Origin of the sequence: Streptomyces tropicalis (genome assembly GCF_029269835.1) — a bacterium.
Taxonomy (GTDB): domain Bacteria; phylum Actinomycetota; class Actinomycetes; order Streptomycetales; family Streptomycetaceae; genus Streptomyces; species Streptomyces tropicalis.
This window is the reverse complement of the sequence record NZ_JARJBB010000041.1, coordinates 1-17,300: the sequence shown is the minus strand read 5'-3', so window position 1 is coordinate 17,300 and position 17,300 is coordinate 1. Positions and strand designations below refer to the sequence as shown.

General features: G+C 66.6%; 9 protein-coding genes. 5 read left to right on the top strand and 4 right to left on the bottom strand.

All coding sequences use genetic code 11. The annotated features are described in order from the left end of the window. From P3H78_RS31820 to P3H78_RS31810, 3 genes are all read right to left on the bottom strand, one after another. The coding region (locus P3H78_RS31820; protein WP_276112663.1) for a helicase-like domain-containing protein at positions 1 to 6,315 on the bottom strand (6,315 nt) is incomplete at its 3' end. Beyond that, positions 6,315 to 6,797 carry an amidase gene (locus P3H78_RS31815; protein WP_276112662.1) on the bottom strand — a complete coding sequence of 161 codons (483 nt, stop codon included), beginning with the start codon at positions 6,795 to 6,797 and terminating at the stop codon, positions 6,315 to 6,317. The genes P3H78_RS31820 and P3H78_RS31815, both read right to left, overlap by 1 nt. A gap of 415 nt (positions 6,798 to 7,212) precedes the next feature. Further along, complete coding sequence (locus P3H78_RS31810) at positions 7,213 to 8,139, bottom strand: winged helix-turn-helix domain-containing protein (protein ID WP_276112661.1); 927 nt, start codon at positions 8,137 to 8,139, stop codon at positions 7,213 to 7,215. A 1,033-nt stretch (positions 8,140 to 9,172) separates the two neighbouring features. On the opposite strand from P3H78_RS31810, the gene P3H78_RS31805 reads away from it, so the two are divergent. The 5 genes from P3H78_RS31805 (at position 9,173) to P3H78_RS31785 (ending at position 15,208) form a co-directional block, all read left to right on the top strand. Next, complete coding sequence (locus P3H78_RS31805; protein WP_276112660.1) at positions 9,173 to 10,381, top strand: Fic family protein; 1,209 nt, start codon at positions 9,173 to 9,175, stop codon at positions 10,379 to 10,381. A 2,756-nt stretch (positions 10,382 to 13,137) separates the two neighbouring features. After that, positions 13,138 to 13,281, top strand: a complete 144-nt coding sequence (locus P3H78_RS31800) for a hypothetical protein (RefSeq protein ID WP_276112659.1) — start codon at positions 13,138 to 13,140, stop codon at positions 13,279 to 13,281. Between the two features lie 260 nt (positions 13,282 to 13,541). Then, the gene (locus P3H78_RS31795; RefSeq protein WP_276112658.1) at positions 13,542 to 14,522 is read left to right on the top strand and encodes a ParA family protein; all 981 of its coding nucleotides are present in this window, start codon (positions 13,542 to 13,544) and stop codon (positions 14,520 to 14,522) included. A 120-nt stretch (positions 14,523 to 14,642) separates the two neighbouring features. Continuing rightward, complete coding sequence (locus P3H78_RS31790) at positions 14,643 to 14,825, top strand: hypothetical protein (protein WP_276112657.1); 183 nt, start codon at positions 14,643 to 14,645, stop codon at positions 14,823 to 14,825. Then, positions 14,822 to 15,208 (top strand): hypothetical protein, encoded by a 387-nt coding sequence (locus P3H78_RS31785; protein WP_276112656.1) that lies wholly within the window; start codon positions 14,822 to 14,824, stop codon positions 15,206 to 15,208. Before P3H78_RS31790 ends, P3H78_RS31785 begins: the two co-directional genes overlap by 4 nt. Positions 15,209 to 15,329: 121 nt before the next feature. Here the strand turns inward: P3H78_RS31785 and P3H78_RS31780 are convergent, their stop codons facing one another. Continuing rightward, complete coding sequence (locus P3H78_RS31780; RefSeq protein WP_276112655.1) at positions 15,330 to 16,721, bottom strand: helix-turn-helix domain-containing protein; 1,392 nt, start codon at positions 16,719 to 16,721, stop codon at positions 15,330 to 15,332. Between the last annotated feature and the right edge of the window lie 579 nt (positions 16,722 to 17,300).

The window sequence follows — 17,300 nt, the reverse complement described above, 5'->3', positions numbered from 1 at the left end:
GTCCCAGGTCTCCCAGGCGGCGGCGCTGAGCGCGATCTCGGCGGCATCCACCCGGACGAAGGCGTCGTCCCACTCCTTCTGCGTGGTGAACACGGGCACCGGTGTCGGCGACGGCGCGGTGGCGGGCGGCTGCGGCGCTGCCGGGGCGGGAGCCGCCTCGTCGGCGGGCGCCGGAGTGGCGGCATCGCGCCGAGGCCTGGACGCGGTGGGTGGCGGGGTGGCTTCGACCGAACCTCCTGCGACCGGGCTCTCGGTTGGAGGCTCGTCGGCGCCGGCCTCGGTGGTGGTGGACGGTGCGGCGCGGCGGGCCAGGCCGGTGAGGCGGGCGTCGTTGGAGACGGCTTCGAGGCGTGAGCTGTCGCGGCGGCGGGCGGTGAGCTGGCGGCCCTGGCTGGTGACGGCGTGCAGGACGGGGCTGTCCTGCATGAGGCGGCGCAGCAGGGCGTGGGCGGCGAGAGTTTCGGTGCCCACGGTGTACTTGGCGGACAGGCCCAGGTCGTCGAGGCGGACGTACTCGCGGCCGTCCTCGGCGCCGGACTGGTCCGGGCGGGGTTCGTCGGAGTCCTCCCACTGGGCCAGCGCGGCGGGGCTGTCCAGGGTGGCGGTCCACCGCTGTTCGTGCTGGGCGGCCAGGCGGCCGAGCCGCTTGAGATCGGTGGCCATGGGGTTGTTCTTGCCGAGCGCCTTGGTGGCGTCCTCGATGGCGGTGCGCCACAGCTCGGGCGGCACGATCGCGGCGGCCGGTGCCAGCACCTCGCCGGCCAGGCGCTTTTCGCGCAGGCTGCGGCTTTCCTCGTGCAGCTGGGCGAGGGCTTTGGTGAGCTTGCGGGCACCGGGGCTGGTGGCCGCGTCGGGGTGGGATTCGATGACCGCGCGCAGGGCTTCGGCCATCAGCCGCTCAGCGATCCACGTGCCGAGGCGGTCGGTGTAGTGCGGGAAGTCCTCCTGCTGATCGTCGGCTGGGGCGGGGCCGTCGGCGGACGCTCCGGCGCCTCCGCTGCCTGTTCCGGAGCGGCTGCGGGAGCGTCCGCCTCCCCCTCCTCCCCCGCCGGAGCGGGCCATGGCTGCTCCGTCCTCGGCGCCGCCCGCGTAGCTGGGAACGCCACCGGCTGGGCCGCTGCTCTGCACCGGGGCTTCGGTCTCCAGCTCGGCCATCAGGGCGGCCAGCTTCGCCTTGGCCTCCACGAGGTTGTCGTCGTCGTGGTAGACGGTGCCGAGGTAGGACTGCGCGTTGGCGACTTCGGCGAGCGCGTGGGCGTGCTGTTCCTGGGCCAGGGCGAGGTCGTCTTCGAGGTGGGCGAGGCGGTATTCCAGGGACTGGATGGTGCCGGAGACGGAGGCGGGATCGGCGGTGAGCTTCTTGCGGTCGACGGGTACGGACTGTCCGGCGCCGAAGTCGAGGTGGAGGTCGAGGAAGTCCAGTCGGGCGAAGATGGGCACGCCGCCGAGTTCGGCGATCTCCAGTGGCGGGGGGTTGCGCTGGCCGCGCAGCTCGTCGATGGCGTCGACGAGACGGAACTGGAGGGCGGCTGCGGCCTCCTTGCGCTTGGTGTAGGTGCGCGTGGTGCCGGTGGGCCCCACCACGGTCATGGAGAAGTCGGTGTCGCGGGTGGAGCGGCGGGTGCCGGGCGTGGTGGCGTCGCCGAGGACGGTGGTGAGCAGCGAGATGCCGGCTTCGAGCTGCTCGGCGCGCAGGGTCTCGGTGTCGATGGTGTGGCGCAGGCCGTACTGGGCGGCGTTGTGGGCGTGCTTCTCGGCTTCCATGCCGAGGATCTCGTTCTGCAGGGTTCCCACTTGCTGCAGGCGCGGGTCGCCGGCGCCCATGGCGACGGCCTCGACCATGTACTCGTTGAGGTCCATCGCGATGTCTTCGATGGTGCGGTCGGTGAGCTTGCCGCTCATCAGCTGCTGGATGAACTTGGCCTTGCCCAGGACGAGTTGCCACACGTAGGCGTCGAAGGAGTTCTCGGTGACGTAGTTGTAGACGTGGACCTCGCGCTGGAGGTCGTAGTTCAGGTTCTTCTGGCGGACGACGCGGCCGGTGCGCTGGTGCAGGTCGACGGGGCGCCAGGGGCAGTCCAGGTGGTGCACGGCGATCGCACGCCGCTGCACATTTGTCCCGGTTCCCATGGTTTCCGTGCTGCCGATGAGCACGGAGATCTTGCCGTTGCGGGCGTCGCGGAAGAGGGCGGCCTTCTCCCGGTCGCTCTGGGCTTCCTGCATGAAGCGGATGCCGTCGGTGGGCACGCCGCGGGCGGCGAGCTCCATGAAGAGCCCGTCGTAGACGGTCCACTTGCCCTGCTTGAGGGCGTCCTTGGAGGGGGTGCCCAGGTCGGCGAAGACCAGCTGCAAGGACCCGGGGAGTTCGTCGGGGGCCGCGTCCTTGGGGCCCTGGTAGACGTCGTCCTTGTGCTTGAAGTACAGCTCGGCGATCTTGTCGGCGGCGATCGAGATCTTCGTCTGCTCGCCGTCTTCGAGGGCGTAGCCGATCAGCCGCGGGTCGAGGGCGGCCTGCCGCATCCAGGACGCCAGCTTGAGCATGTTGTCTTCGCTGGGGTCGACCGCGCGGGAGCGGATGTCGCGGGCCCGGCTGCGGGCCTTCTCGGCGATCTCGGCGTTCACGCTGGTGGGCGGGCAGTTGATGATCTGCGGGCCGCCCTTGTACACGTCGGGCACGGGGAGCCCGAGGTCTTCGGCGGTCTTGACGTCGGTGGGCACCCACCAGGCGGTGAGCAGTTCGGGCATGTTGGTGAAGCGCGCGAACCGGGACTTGGTCTGCAGGCCGCCCTCGGGGGCGATTTCGATCTTGGTGTCGATCTCGGCGTGGTTGGCGACCCAGTCGTCGAAGTTCTCCAGGCCCTCGGCTTCGAGGATGTCGGGGCGCAGCAGCTTCATCCACACGTACGCCTCGGCGATGCTGTTGACCACTGGGGTCGCGGACGCGCCGGTGATCACGCGGGCCCCGTACTTGCCCCGCATGTACTCGAGCTTCATGTGCAGGTCGGTCGCGCGGATCGACCCGGCAATGCTCAACCCGGCGTTGTTGGACGGGTTGTACAGGTTCTTGAAGTTGTGGATCTCGTCGACGAACAGGTAGTCGATGCCGAGCTGCTCCCACGACAGGCCGCCTTCGCGGATGGAGCGCATCCGGGCGCGCAGGGCCTGTTCGCGGACGAGCTTCTTGCCCTCGACCTCCTTGACGGTGTCGTCTTTCTCGGGGTCTTCGCCCTTGGCGATGATCGCGGCGCGGCGCCGCTGGAGGTCGCGTTCGAAGTCGGCGAGCTGGTTGGCGATGTAGTTCTCGTGCTCGGCCGCGGAGAGCGGGATCGCCTTCATGACGCCGTACGTCATGATGATCGCGTCCCAGTCGCCGGTGGCGGCCTTGGCCGCGAACCGCTTGCGCTTGCGGCGGGTGGACAGGTCCTTGGTGGAGGCGGTCAGTACCTTCGCGCCGGGGTAGGCCTGCAGGAATTCCCGCGTCCACTGCTCCGCCATGTGGTTCGGGACGACGATCGCCGGCTTGCGCGCGAGGCCGAGGCGGCGCAGTTCCATGGCGCCCATGGACATCTCGAGCGTCTTGCCGGCGCCGACCTCGTGGGCGAGCAGCGCCGAGGGTTCGTTGAGGATGCGGGAGACCGCGGCCTGCTGGTGCGGGCGGGGGGTGAACTCGGTGGACAGGCCCGGGAAGGACAGCTTCGGGGCGTCGTCGTAGTTGCGCAGGACGAAGCTGTTGAAGCGGGTGTTGTAGAGGCCGGCGAGGTGCTCGGCGCGCTCCTCGTCCTTCCACAGCCAGTTGCGGAACTCCTCGTTGATCTTCTCCGCGTATTTGTTGGCGACGGTCGTCGCGGTCATCGCCTCGGCCCGTATCTGGGCCTTCTCCGCGGCGGTGGCCTCGTCGGGGAAGGTGGGGACGATCCGGATGGGCCGCTGGTTGAGCAGGGCGCGCACGATCTGGACCGCGTTCATCTCCTGGGTGCCCCAGACCGCGGTCATCATGACGTCGTTCTCGTTGTGGCAGTCGACCGTCCACGTGGACCCGGCCGCCCGCTCCACCTTGATCGACTTATCGCGCAGCAGGCCGCGCAGGAACTCCTGAACGTAGGAGGCGTCCACCCAGGGGGCGCCGAGCTTGACGCGGATCTCGCCGGGCGGCACGTCCTCGGGCTGCACCTCGTTGAGCGCGGCGACGTTCGCGATGAACCGCTGATCGACGGCGGCGGCGTCCTGGGCCTGGGTGAGCTTGAGGCGGACGTTGCCCGACAGGTACTCGGCGGCCGGGACCAGGCGCCCGGTGTGGGGCTCCTCGAAGACCACTCCGATCAGCGCGTCGCGCGCCGCTGCCTCACTGTCCAGCTCAAGCAGCCGGGCGATGACGTCGAGGCGTATCGTCCCGTGCAGGTCGAGGCTGATCGCGGCGGCCTCTTCGGGCGTCTCGGCCTTCTCGGGCAAGGTGCGCGGCGCGGCGACGCGCTGGGTGAAGATCTCGGACTTGCGGGCGGTGCCCGTTTCCTCGTCGTAGTCCTCGAGCGCGTAGACGAGGGGGGCGTGCGGGTCGTCGGCGAAGCCGCCCTGCGGCGGCGGGACCCGCGCCCAGACCTTGAGCTTCCCGGCGTCGCGCAGCTCATCGCGCACCGCCTGCACTTCGGCCAGCGCCTCGCGCAGCGCGGCCGGGGCCTTGGTGGCGTCCCAGCCGAGCAGGACCTGCAGGTCGGCTTCGGTCATCACGCCGTCGCCGAGGTTGTCGATCGCGGCCTGCTGCTTCGAGCCGAGCCGGCCCGTCACCTCCAGGGCCGCGTCCATCAGCTGCTCGGACAGCTCCTCGGGCACGTCGTCCCAGGTGAGCTTGCGGGTGCGCTCCTGCCGGGTGAACCGGCTGACCGGCCCGTATTCCTCGACGTACGCCTCGTAGTGCGCGTTCAGGGTCGAGCGTAGGAAGGTCAGCCAGGCGTCATCGGCGTCCGGCGAGGTCTCGGCGTCCAGGAGCTCGGAGACCGCGTCACGTATCAGCAGCAGAGCCCGCAGCTCGTCACGCTGGGTCTTGGGGCAGGGGTGCGGTTCGCTGTCCTCCAGCCGCGCCGACCAGAAGCTCCCGTCGTCGAGCTCGATGATGCGCCCGTCGAACCGTTCGGCGTTCTCGCCGAACAGCTCCCGCGCGTCGGGGCCCTGGACCTCCTCCTCACGCCGGGCCGGGTTCTCGGTCATCCCCAGACCGGCCTCGACGGCCGCCGCGATCTCCCGCTGCAGCTCCCTGTCCAGGCGCGCGGCGGTGTCACCGCTGCCGGCGCGGACCTCCGGCCGGTGCTTGCCGCCCCGGGCACGCCCGGGCACCAGGGTGCCCAGCACGTTGCGCGGATGGGCTTGGAAGTACTCGTTGACGTCCATCCGCTTGTCGTCGGAGGCCTTGACCTCTTCGGTCTTCGCGAAGGCCTTGCCCTGCTTCTTGTGGGAGGGCGCCTTGCGGCGGAAGACCAGCAGGTCGGTCGCGACTTCGGTGCCGGCGGCCGCGGCGTGCGCGCCGTTGGGCAGCCGGATCGCGCACACCAGATCCGCGAGCTCGCCCATCTCCGCGCGGGCGGCCTTGGAGGACTTGTCGAGGGTGCCGGTGGAGGTGATGAACGCGGCCACTCCCCCGACCCGCACCCCTTCGAGGGCCTTGATGATGAAGTGGTCGTGCATCGGGAAGTTGCCGGGGTTGTGCCGAGGGTCGTTGAGCCGGGCGGAGTGGAAGGGCACGTTGCCGATCGCCGCGTCGTATTCGCCGGTCTTGACCCGCGACTTCTCGAAGCCCTCGTTCACGATCCGGGCCTGCGGGTACAGGGCCTGGCTGATCGCCGCGGTCACCGGGTCGAGCTCTACACCGGTCATCTCAGCCCCCTCGGGGGCCATCCCGACGAAAGTGCCGACGCCAGAGCCCGGCTCCAGAACGCGGCCGCCCTTGAACCCGAGCGCCTGCAACGCCCGCCAGATCACCTCGACGAACGCCGCGTCCGTGTAGTGCGCGTTCAGTGTGGTCCGCAGCGCGGCGGCGTACTCCTTCTCGCTGAGCAGCTCCCGCAGCTCGGCCTGGGCCGCTTCGTACTTCTGACGACGGGCCTTGGTGCGTTCGCGCGACGGGTCGAAGACGTTCGGCAGGGCACCCCACGACGACCACCGGGCCAGGACCCGACGCTCTTCATCGGTCGCTTCCCGCTCCTCGCCCTGAATCCGGCGCAGAACACGCAGCGCAGCGAGGTTGGCCTCCAGCCGCGGCATCGCCATCGCCGGAGCAAGATCGTTCTGGCTCTCGGGGCGGAACGCCCCCTCCTGCGCCGCCATCAGAGCAGCCCCTGCCGGGCCAGGTCCTCATCCGAGAGCCCGGTGAGCTCCAGCAGACGGGGCACAGCACCCGCACGAAGCCGTTCACGCTCCGCGGCGCTGAAGTCCCCCGGCCGACTGCGACCGGCCAGCAGGTCGTGAAGGTGCTGCTCCCGCCACTGCTCCTCGGCCACCTCGGCTTCGGTGAGGTGCGGGTCGTCGGCCAGGTCGACGTCGTCCTCGGCAGGCAGGAGAACCAGCTCGCGCAGCACCTCGCGCTCGGCGTCATGGCGTAGCTGCTGCAGACGGCCGACCCGCTCAAGGAAGGACTCCCCCGCAGGCGCCAGCGAAGTCACACGCTCAGCAGTCCAGCGGATCCGCACCTCGTCCTGGACATCGCCGCCCAGCTCAGTGAAGAAGGCCTCGGGGTCATCGATCTCCGCGATGCTCCCGGGCCGGAACTCCTGCCAGTGCTGCTGCGCGAGCCGCCCGTACTGATTCACGTCCACACTCCCCACGTCCGGTGGGCAGCGCAGAACGATCAAGGACTAAGAGAGGCTCCTCCTACGCCGCCAGCAACCGATGCTTGGTGGACAGAGAGGGCAGAAACGGGCGCGCGCTTCTTGGTCCCGCGACGCGGGAGCGATTGGCCTCGGACTTCATGCTTCGTTCCCTGCTACGGGACGGGTCCCTGCTCGCGGCATCCGCTCCTCGGGCCCGGCACGCCTCTCGCCGCAGAACCTTGTCCCTATGGGTAGCTCGTTAAAGGAAAGGGAGAGCCCCTCCGTGTTTCCTTTAACGGATGGCCAGCGGGCTTAAGGATGAAGCTCCTAAAAAGGGCAATACGGGCACCCGGTGCATGATCGTACTGCAGGCGCCACTGGATTCTCGGTAGTGACCCTCCGCCTGTCTGCACTTTCACGCCACGTTGCCGATCCATACCGGCCTCATCGGGTCACTGACGTTCCATCCCTCCCATCCAGGTACCGGGCGCCCTTGTTGAAACGCCATCTGCACCTGCTCCGGTACGGAGGGGGTAGGCATCCACCCCCTCGACGCAGCCTGCCGCCGTGCAGCGGTCCACAGACGAAAGCCCTCCCTCTGCTGCTGATGCCGAGACCGCCTTAGTTCAGCACGACCCGAGGTGCCTGCCCTCTCTGCTGCGGCGTCCAACTGATGATGCGAAATCTCCAGGTCAGAGAGGTAGTACAGCCCTTCCAGCTCCACCACCAATCCGTCCTCCTCCAGGGCCCGAAGCCGCCTTCGTACCGTGGTGGGGTGGTGACCACAGCCTTGAGCCAACTCCGAGACTGAGGCCCCCTCCGTCACATCCAGGGCCGCCAGAATCCGGGCCCCCGTCACCCCATGCGCGAAGTAGTGGAAGGCGTCATGCGCCATGATCGCCGCAAAGACGAGCGAATCCGGTACACGCCCCATCTGCCGGGGAGGGGGGGCGGTGACTGTACCGACTTCGCTTCGTGTGTCTGTGTCTTGGACATGGAGAGGCCGAGTGAGCAGCCAGGTGGCTGAGTCTGACTCGTTCCCATGGTCGAGCTGGCGGAGCAGGCCTCGCTCTTGGAGGCGCTTGTTTGACAACTGGGCGGTCGAGTCGGCGCTGCCCATCAGCTCTGCAAGCTGACGAACCGAGAGAGTGTGCTCGAAGCCGCCTGCCTGTTCTGCGATGGACAGTCGGGCTAGCAGGTTCTTGATGTCTGTTGGGTAGCTGCGGCCCCACCGAGGCAAGTTCTCGACGTACGTACGGTGTTCGGCGAGAGCGATGCCGGCGTCGGGACGAGATTGGATGGGCGAGCTGGAGGCGACGAAGTCACGCGCGCGGGAGAGCATGCCAGCGAGCTTCTGGACGACGTACTCGTCGCCCTTGCGAACCCGTAGACGCCGGACCCACTCCCCGCCTCCAGAGGGACGTTGGACCAATGCCTCGACCAGGTCAGCAGGTCGCCACTCGCGGCCAGGCTGTGAACACGCCACAGCGATGGCCATGGTGATCCGGTAGCCGTCGGCGTCGTCGTCACCGGTGACGTACCGGCCACGAGTATCGCCCTCCAGGATCAGTCGCGTGGCTCGCCCCGAGATTGAAGGCTTCCTGCGGAGCCACAGTGGGACTTCTCGGAGATCGTCCCCACCCCTCCGTGCCGATAGCGAGACACGCCGATGGCCAGGGGTGGTCGAGGCGCTCACGCACTCCGCTGCCGGGCCTGCGGAGGCATGAGGAATCAGGGAGGGGGCAGTCTCTGAAGCAGGCGTTGACGCGCCGTAAGAAGGCAATAGGAGACTAGCCCTTTGGCTGGTGGCTATGATTTGCTCCAGAACTCAAAGGGGTGAAGGCAAAACGCAACCCGCCGCTCGACCTGTGTCAGCGTTTTCGCAGGTCAGCGGGTGGCAGCGATCTTCAGTTGGCTGTCGCTCGCGGCGACTCGGCTCCATCCAGGTGTCGGGACGGTGTGGCTAGTTGGGTTGAAGGACTCCTCCCTTGGCGGCGATCACGGTTGGCCCCGCGACTCGCCCCGGATTTGTTGAGAGCAGTGAGGTGAAGGTGCCCAGGGTGGCTCCCTGGGCCATGAACGGCTCGGCTGAACCGCAATGAAGGCGACCTGATGGGTCGCCTTTCGTGCGTCGTGGGCGGAGAGCACAGACGGCCCTGGCTGGAGCACCATCTCGCTGAGCCTCTGCACGGCGTGGCTGCGCCGGCATGAGACCCGCCCGGAAGCGTGGGACGCTGACCAAGAGCTCAGGGCTACTCGCCACCGGCTCGTTGGAGGTCTGCGTCACCTTCAATCTCACAAGGCACACACTATCCTTTAACGATGCCGGTGCTGGTTCTACCTTGGAGCGTGTCCCGTTGGCGTTCGCTACCTACATGCCCGACCTGCTTCTCGGTCGCCCTGTACGCCTCTCGAAGGAGCTGGCCGCCGAGGTTGCGGAGGTCGAGGCGCTCGTACGCGAACTCAACGCCGCAGAGCCGACGAGCCCGCACCTCGAGTCCTTCGCTCGCTTCCTTCTGCGTAGTGAGGCCGTCGCCTCGTCCCGGATCGAAGGAGTCGTGGCCTCGGCACGAGCCATCGCGCTCTTGGAGCTGATGATGGGCAGGAAGCCGGGCGAGGCGGCAAGCGCCAAGGGGATCGGCGAGGGCGCGCGTGAGGTTGTCAACAACGTGCTCACGCTGAGGGAGGCAGTGTCGACTCTGACTCAAACCTCAGCCGTAACGGCAGATGACATCCATGCTCTGCAAGCAGCACTGTTCGCTGGCACAGAAGTCTCCGAACTGTCAGGACGACCGAGAGACAAGCAGAGCTGGGTGGGCGGAGACATCACGAGCCCACGAAATGCCGAGTTCGTCCCTCCCCCACCCTCAGCCGTGCCGGACCTTATGGACGACTTGGCCGCATTCTTGTCGAAGGATCACCCACACCCCCTGGTTCACGCTGCTCTGGTGCACGCGCAGTTCGAGACGATTCACCCATATTTCGACGGAAATGGGAGAACTGGGCGTGCACTCATTCACACGGCGTTGGCGCGACAGCGAATCGCCACAGGACACGTTCTCCCGATCTCTCTGTCTCTGCTCGCTCATCCGGCCGAGTACATCGCAGGCCTGAGCGCCTACCGCTACGTAGGGGCTCCAGACAGCACGGCAGCAGCGGAAGGCACGGAGGCATGGATCAGGGTGTTTCTCGCTGCCACCAGGGATGCCGTCGAGGAAGCCAAACGCTTCACCGACGAGCTCGCCGAGATGCGCTTCCGGTGGGACCACAGGCTGGCCGATTTCAGGGAGAGCGAAGGACTTCGCCCTCAGCCACGGAAGGGCGCGGCTGTGCTCCGCTGCATGGAGCAACTTCCGGGAGTCCCCATCGTTACTGCTCGGGCCGCCGAGGCACTCCTGGGGGTCACCTTCCCGTCAGCATCAGGTGCACTGGAGGAGCTCGTGGGGGCTGGCATCCTCACGGTAAAGGACCCTGTGAAGGGCGAGCGGGGCGAGCGTGCCTTCCTCGCTACCGAGGTCCTGGACCTCATCAACGGAGCCGAGCGACGTCTCCGCTACACGCGCTGGGACCTTCCGTCGGGGTAGCAGACTGACCGGCGATGGAGTGTAAGCAAGTCCGAAACCGGCGCCTCGGGACCATCTGATGCCCATCACGGCCGGCCGCCGTCGACCTGTACGCGGTCGGCGCCCAGAGGCCCTTGTCGATGTGGGCGCCGCGCTCGACGAGCGTCGCCAACCAGTGGACGCGACACTCGTCTCGCCGGATCTCGCGTCGATCGGGTCGCCTCGCGCTAAGTACCCTCCGGCCTGCGCTCGGGCCAGTGTCTACGGATGCCGCCTGCCGCGCCGCCAGCCTGATTCCGCATGTTCTACAGTCGCCAAGCCCGCAGAGCCGCCCCTCAGAGGCCGCAGGAGCCCGTCTGCGCGCCTAACTCGCGCCGGACGGGGAATTCCATCACCGTCCCCGAGATCGTCGATCCTGCGCGAAAAGAGCAGGTCAGGAGGGGCGCGGAGGGCGCTTCTAGATGGGATATATAGGGCAATTTAGACCTCCGACGGGTTCCCCCGCCCCGAGTACTACCGACTCAAGGGGACCGCAAAGCGCCCGCCGACTCGCCGCTTCCCGCTCGTTGAAGATGCGCACATGAGCAGTCGGCGTGAAGTGTCAACCAGGATGGCAACTGATGTTGCTACCTCCCTATCGAGCCCTTAGCTTCGGAGCGAATCCGGTGCGCGAGCACCCTGCGAGATGGAAGGCGGCACCACTGCACGACAGGAGCTGCATGGCGGAAGGGACCGTGCCGGTGGGCGGCCTCTTCGCGGGCTCGGCGGTTCCATCTGGCTCTTCCGGCATGTCGTGGTGGAGTGCTGGTACTCGCATGTCGCACCAGGAGCTCAGGCAGGTGGAAAGTCGCCAACTGGCGCGATGGCTAGCCGCCACCGGCTCCCCTCCCCCACGATGCATGGCAGCAGACCCATGGCGGTGCATGGGAACGTGCGCCGTGACGACGGCCATTCGCTGCGGGTGACTGACGGCTCTTGAAGTGCCTCCGGCCCAGCTAGCAGCGATCGAGGCGATCCACACGCCATCCCCGACCCGTCAGGGGAGGCTGGCCTCAAGCTGCCCGTAAGCGAGACGGTCAATCAACATTGCCGGCGGAGCGTCTGGTCTGAGGTCTGCTTGACCTTTCTGCGGTGGCAGACCGGTTGCTGGCCGCGGACACATGCGTAGCTCGACTTCTACGTTGCTCTGAAGCCCTTGCGAGGCCCTTCCAGAGTCGGGGCGGCCTTACTTCTGCGTTCTCAGTTGGCCGAGGCAGCGTGCTTCGCTGCCTCCGAGCGCTCAGAGGGCCTCCTGACGGCATAGAAGCGAGGCTCGGCATTGCCGATGCCCCCCGGTCACGCAAGGGGCATCGGCAATGCCCTCGGTGAAGTGTCACGCTGTTGTCTCCACCAGAAGATGGCTTGCGTTTCGTGAAGCGTGGCTCCCTTCGGCTCGCACGAGACGGTGGGCAAGAATTCCGCTTTCGAGCCTTCCGGCGGCGGCGGGCGAACTCGGTCCTGGCCTCGCGCCGTGTCTGCGCGCTTCTGGGCCATGTTGGTCGGCGCGATGGGAGCTCCTGGGCGATCGCCGGGAGCGCTTCCGGCTACGAAGGTGCTGAACCCCAGCGGGCCGCTCTCCCGGTCCTTCGGGTGCTCGGATGACGGTGGCTGACGTGAGCGCGGCGGCACTGGACGTAGAGATCATCGCTGGAAGAACGGCCGATTCCAGTGGATCGCATGCTTCGGAGAGGGATCCAGCTTGCCACCAGACACCGCCGTCTCCGTCGATGATTCTCTGAGGCCCTGTACGCCCGCGTGAGGGCCTCAGAGACGCTCCCGGGGGGATCACCCCAGCGCATCGACCATAGGACGCCCAGGCGCATTTCCGCAGGTCAGAGGCGGTTTACTGGCCTCGTCAAATGCATCAAAAAGGGGCAATTTGACTTGCGGGCGAACGGTCGCTGTGTGCAAAATTTTCCTGTGTACACCCTGACGTGAATGGAATGGACCCCCCTTGTTTCAACGGCATGCCACCGACCTTTCCTAAGTAATGGGAGGCAGGTTGAGTAAAGCCACTAGAAGCAAATGTGTTGAAGGCAAGTTGGGCAGGGCTAAGACCTACTGTTGCGACGTGAAGCTAACTCCCGGTGGCAAAGCCTGAATCGCAATTTGTTACTAACTAGGTTGTACCATCGATCTCAACTTCCCTAGACATGTCGCTCCCTCCCAGTTAGTCAACATAGATCCAAGACTAGGTGAGCCCTTCAATGTGCGCGGGGATGATAGCCGTATGTTTACCTCGATGCCAGACGACCGTGTCAAAGCTGGCTCAATCAAAAGTTTACCCGCATGATGCCCAATGAAATATGCAGGTGCTCCTTCACGGAGAACTGACTTCAGGTGACACTTCAGGTTCACTTCCTTTGCCGCTAGCCTTGACGAACCTCTTTCCACGTCAGTTACTCCACTACGGTTTAACTAGTTTGTGACCTGCTGAGTTCGACTCAGTATCAGCAAAATTGTCAGCTTCCATTGCTGCTCATGCTTCAACGCGTATTAACAATTCCGCTGTCATATTTGAGGTAGCACACTGCGTGTAACGGTGTAACTAATGCCTAACGGCATGATGAGTCGAAAAGGGTGGACAAGCAGGTTCTCCAGTGAGTGACCCACACGTGCACAGGCGTAGCCTGTCAAAGATCGTTACACACGGTGATCACGCAGATGCCTCTTGAGTGGCGGCACAGTGCAGTAGGTTCGTGTCGAGAGCAGTTGGAACGCTGTGTCATCAAGGATGCGTGAAGGAAGGCATGCAGGTAGTGATGCAGGAAGCAATGCAGGACGTTTGTGCAGGTCAAACCTCATGCGTGCTGATGAAACTCGCAAACGTTGCTGAACCGCAAGTGAGCCATCCGGACTGTCGCCGTGGCGTCACGTCGTGAGAGCACCTTGGGGAGACTCGGTTACAGCGCGTAGCGGCATCGCGCGGTACGACAGTGGGTGACCCCTTGCGTAGTTCTGCCGGGCCCTACCAGGCTGCTCCGGGATTTGGAGCGGCCTTGTCTGCGTGTTGTGAGCACCTGGATGTGATCGCCGTGGTTCAATGCGTCCTGCGTGCCATCGCTAGCCCCTGGATGTCCCAGGGGTAGCAGGCTCGAAGCGTGGAGCGGGACCGCTCCAGACCTGAGCGGAGGATGACGAGTTGAGCCTGACCTTGCCACAGAGCATCGTGTTGACCGAGTACGACAAGGACTATCCAGTCGAGGTGCCGTGGCTGGACTTGTGGCACGTCTACGTCGTCGCGAACGACAAAGGCGGGGCCGGCAAGACCTCGACGGTGGCAAACCTCGCCCTCATGATCCTCAAGAAGTTGCGTCGCGGGGACCCGAGTAAGGGCATCCCCGGCGACCCTGACGCTCGGGTGCTGGTCATCGACCTCAACGCTCAGGGGAACCTGACGGTGCACGAGTTCGGTGCCAGTGAAGAACAGAACGACCACGGCAAGGGTCTCTATGACTCCCTGCACGCTGGCACGGCGCTCAAGCCCGTCACTGTGCGCCCCGGCCTTGACCTGGTCCCGGGTGGAGGTGAGTGGTTGAAGGACGACGTGGCGACGCTGTATCGCCGCCTCCGCGACAAGTACGACGCAAACGCGGACCTCCGCCTGCTCCAGTGCTTGCTGCCAATCGCAGGCGACTACGACTTCATCCTGATCGATACACCGCCGGAGAACCCTCCGCTGCAGCGTCTGGCCATGGGGGCGGGGCGATGGATCATCACGCCTGCCAAGACGGACAACGGCTCCCTCGATGGCGTGAAGGAGATGAGCGAGCAGTTCAAGAAGGTGCGGAAGGTCAACCCGCTCCTCACCCTCCTCGGAGTGGTGCTATTCGCCACAGGGCGGAAGTCGACGCAGATTCATCAGAAGGCGGAGAAGCGCCTTCGGGAAATCCTCAAGGGGCGATACTTCAAGTTCCGCACCAACATCGGCCACAGCGAGGCGGTCGCCCAAGAGTCGCGCGACGTGGACGGTGAGCCGCTGGTGGCGCTCTTCGATCGTGCGGAAGGGGGAGACACCAGCCTCCCGGAGACTGTGCGATCAGTGCACGAGGACTACCGCAAGCTCACTGACGAAGTGATCGCTCGGTCCGCTGAGATCAAGAAGGCGATTGAGGAGTCCTGACGATGTCAACTGAGACCGAAGCGACAACCACGAACCAGGAAGGGGAAGACGACCTCTTTCCCCAAGCTTCCCTGTCATCTCTCACTGGGATGAGCGGGCGTCGCAGGAATCCTGAGGCGAGTGCTCCGCCTGCTGCTCGTGCTCCTGAGACTGAAGATCTCACGGCAGACTCTGGCGGTGGAGCACAGCCCCTGGACGACGATGAGCCGGCTCGGGAGCCTGCCCGTCGCCGTCGTGCTCAGCAACGCCCTCGCAGCAGGCAGCCGCAGCCAGATAGCGGTGAGTCGACCGATGTTCCGGTGAGTTTCCAGGTTTCGGAAGGCGTGCGTCGGCGTCTCGACAAGGCTCAGTCGCAGGCGCTTACGAGCAGCCGCACCCGCAAGGGGCACCTGGAGTTCATCCTGGAGGCGTTGGACGCGGGAGCCGAGGAGGGCTGGGAGGTCGTCGTCAAAGCATCCGTTCCTGATCGAAAGACATCTCGATTTGGTGGCGTGCGGCCCCTGAAGGATCGGGACTATGCCGGTACAGGGTCGGAGAGCCTGTACGTACGAATGGATCCTGAGATGGTGGCGGAACTCGACAGTGCCCTTCAAGAGGCCAAGGTTCCTGATCGAAACAAGCTCGTCGCCATGTGCCTGAACCGGTACCTGCCAGGGCGGAAGGAACGACCCGCGGGCGGCAGCTGACGCCCTCACCGTTGTGCCCTCCGGCGGCCCACCCCCATTCCCGGGGTGGGCCGCCGGAAGTTTTCCTGCAGAGGACCAGCACGGTGCTGGCTCACGAGCGCTGAACGGTCCGTTCGGTCACTCACGCCTCCGGCTCCGCCCAGACCCATCGTCCGTCCGACGCGGCGTAGAGCCCTGGGATGACCTCGCCGGTGGCGGGGTCGATGGCGCAGCCGTCGGCCCGCACGTACTGGGGCAGAGCTACGGCTGGGTGGGGGAGGGGGGACTGCTGTGCGGCGCGGCGGCGCTCGGCGAGGCGTACTTGTTCGAGGCGCCAGTGGTCTCGTTGGGCCTCGTGGTGTTGGCGTCGTCGTTCTGCTGTGCCGGCGGTACCCAGGCGCTCGGCGGTCTCGGTCCAGCTGGCTACAGGGTCGGGGCAGTGCTGCGTCGGCGCTCCGGTGCCTTCCAGGGCGGCGGGGGAGAGGTGGTAGAGCTCTCCTTCGTGGCGGACGAGGCCGAGGTTCTTGAGCTTGCCGAGCTGTCGGTAGGCGGTCGGGCGGGAGATGGAGGCGCTGGCCTGGAGCTCGATGATGCTTTGTCCGTCCTGCTCGGCGAGGGAGGCAAGGACGGCGAGTCCGCTGCCGCCGAGTCCGTGGTGGGCGAAGGCGTCGAGGCGCATCAGCCGGCTCGCCGTCCGGGAGTCGAGGTTGGCGTCGGTGTCAGTCTGTCTCACGGCTGAGCCACTCATGGCCCCCCCAGCCTCCGGCCCTTTGGGGGTGGACCAGTGGTGAGACGTGGTGGAAGGCAGGCGGGAGATGAGCATCCAGCCGGCACCTTCGGTGGGGGAGCCGTTGTCGAGCTGGCGCAGCAGCTTGGCGTCGAGGAGGCGTTGGTTGGAGTTGTGGGCGGTGGTCCGGCTGCAGCCCATCCGTTCGGCGAGGTCGCGTTCAGAAACGGTGTGGTCCCAACTCCCGGCCTGGGCGCAGATGTCCATGCGGGCGATGAGGTTGCGCAGGTCGGTCTTGCCGGTGATGCCCTTCCAGGGGGTGCACTCGATGCGGGAGCGGAAGGCGGCCAGGGCGGCGTGGAAGTCCTGGCGGGTGGCGAGCGGGTCGGTGGAGTGGACGTACTGCTGGGCGCCGTCCCAGGCTCGCTGGAGCCATGCGGCGGCCTTGTCGTAGCCGCGCCGGTGCTGGAGGGTGCGGGCGTGCTGGCCGGCCTTGTAGGGGCCGTCGAGCATGACCTGGACGAAGGCGGCGCGGTTCCATCCTGCGCGGACGGCGTCGGCGGCCACGGCGCGGGTGGTGGCCCAGGCGTGGTCGGATGCGGCGGTGTTCCTCCCTCCGCGCTGGAGGTTGCCCCTCGCGTACGCGGCATCCTGGTCGCCGAGGACGAGGAGCTTGTGCATCCGTGCCGAGAGGGGCGGGAGCGGGGCGAGGAGCCCGGTCCGCGGCAGCGGCTGCGCCCCAGGGCGTGCGTCCGCGGAGGGCTTGGCCTGTCGGCCCGTCAGGTACGTGCGCCGGGAGGTCAGCACGACCGTGTTCGGAGTGGGGGAGCGGAGGGGCGCAGGGACAGGCAGAGTGGTTGCTGCGGGGAGGACGGCTATCGCACTGTTCATGATCACAGCGCCCCTGCAGAGATCCTTGAGACAGCGATGGAGCCCGCCGTCGGGCGCGGAGGAGGTGCTGCGACACCGGCCCGTGCACCGTGGGGCGGAAGGTGGAGATGCAGGCTCAAGCAGAGGACATAACTGGATGATTCGGGCAGGGGTGGGTGACAAGCGGCAGCCGTCTGCTGCATCATGAACGCGATCCGTTCCCGGTGTCGTTGTGGAACGTCGAGGCCCCCTGGCAGGGGCGCGAGCTCCGGAGTGGGAGTGATTTCGCCCGGCCTCTCCGGAACGGAGACGCCGGGACTCGCTCGACTGGCAGGTCGGGCGATGACGTTGGGCCGGCGGTTGATGAGGTGGTGGCACACCGCATCGGTCGCGAGGCCGGGCCCGGGCGTTGGGCAGACAGCACCGGGGCCTCAGGGGGCTAGGCCATCGGACGCTCCCCGAACGGGGGTCTGCCGTTCCTCACCGACACGTCGTCCTCCTTGACTGGTTGTGGCC

What these genes read in the sequence shown, in the direction of transcription:
- P3H78_RS31810 (WP_276112661.1), bottom strand. Translation starts at nt 8,139, where the DNA reads ATGCTCTCCCGCGCGCGTGACTTCGTCGCCTCCAGCTCGCCCATCCAA.
- P3H78_RS31805 (WP_276112660.1), top strand. Translation starts at nt 9,173, where the DNA reads ATGCCCGACCTGCTTCTCGGTCGCCCTGTACGCCTCTCGAAGGAGCTG.